At 33.0% G+C, this 1,366-nt stretch carries 1 protein-coding gene; it reads left to right on the plus strand.

Annotation, left to right across the window (positions count from 1 at the left end; genetic code table 11):
• The first annotated feature begins 41 nt into the window (after nucleotides 1-41).
• A complete protein-coding gene (locus tag ACRCYC_RS16845) occupies nucleotides 42-1,154 on the plus strand; it encodes a FomA family porin-like outer membrane protein (protein WP_438507517.1) in 1,113 nt (370 codons plus the stop codon).
• Nucleotides 1,155-1,366 lie beyond the last annotated feature (212 nt).

The following is a 1,366-nucleotide window of genomic DNA, read 5'->3' on the forward strand; positions in this document are numbered from 1 at the left end:
TATTTCTCAAAATAACACAATTAAAAATCGGAGGGGATTTTATGAAAAAATTAGCACTTTTTTTAGGATCTTTACTTGTTGTAGGAACTGCAGTTCAAGCCAAAGAGGTTGTTGTAGCTCCAGTTGAAGTATCGAAAGAAATTATAGTTGTAGCTGAGCCTGTAGTTGAAGAGGTTGTAGCACCTGTATTTAAGCCAACAGGTTATGTAGGAGTACAATATAAGGCTTATGGAAAAACAGAAGGTCATGGAGATAAGATAGTTAAAGATGCAGATGGAAATGCTTCAGATGATAACCAAGATACATGGAACAGAGGAGCTAATAACTACTCTAGACTTGAGACAACTTTTGGTGTTCAAGCAACTGAAAACTTCAAATTAGAAGGAAGAATTAGAGATTATAATAACTTAGAAAGCAACGGAGATAGCCATAAAAACTCTAAAAGCGGGACTGAAACAAGATTAAGAGCTTACTATCAACATAACGATTGGTTTACTTCAAGAGTTCAATATAGAGATGAAGAGGATGACTCTCAAAACTTAGAGTACCAAGCAAGATTTACAACATATAAAAATGAGGGCGGATTACTAAGTAGTTTAATATTAGCTCCAAAAGTATATCACTCATTCCCAGAAGATGGTGGATCTGACTATATGAATACTATTGGTATGGATATCGAATATGCAGGTAACTTACCATTAGGATTTACTTGGGATGGTACAATCTATTTAAATCAAAACTTCTATGGACAAGACTTCTATACAGGAGTAGATTCAGCAACAAATACATTAACAGATAAGAAAGATAAAGATTTCGTAGCAGAGTGGGAAATCTACTTATATAGAACTGTTGCATTATATTCAACAGATAACTATGGTGTAGACTTCAACTTTGAAGGTGGATATGATCCATATAAATTTGGACAATATGATAAATATACTAAAAATAAAGATGTAGTTTCTAAATCAGCTAAAACAACTTATAGCTTATATGCATTATTAACTTTAGATGCTGAGTATAAAGTAACTGAAAACTTCGCAGTAAATGCTGGAGTTGGAGCAGAGTATAGAAACTGGAGTAACACAGACCAAAATTCAGCTTCTCACTGGAGATGGCAACCACTTGCATATGTAGGAATGAAAACAACATTCTAATAGATATGCAATTTAAAAACCCTTGGATTTATCCAAGGGTTTTCTTTTTTATAATTAATTTTTTTAATATCCACCATAGTTGTCAGCAGCTAAAATAGCAGCTAAAACTTTTTCAGGAGTAACTTTAAAAGGCATATTATGAATTGTTTCTTCTGGTGCACAAGCAAGTTTAGCAACTTCTAAAAGTTTTTCTCTTTCGATGGAATTAACTC

The sequence above is a fragment of the Paraclostridium sp. genome (assembly GCF_051657365.1).
Taxonomy (GTDB): Bacteria; Bacillota; Clostridia; order Peptostreptococcales; family Peptostreptococcaceae; genus Paraclostridium.

Bases quoted from the DNA above. Each gene is read 5' to 3' on its own strand.
- ACRCYC_RS16845 (WP_438507517.1), top strand. From the start codon at position 42: ATGAAAAAATTAGCACTTTTTTTAGGATCTTTACTTGTTGTAGGAACT.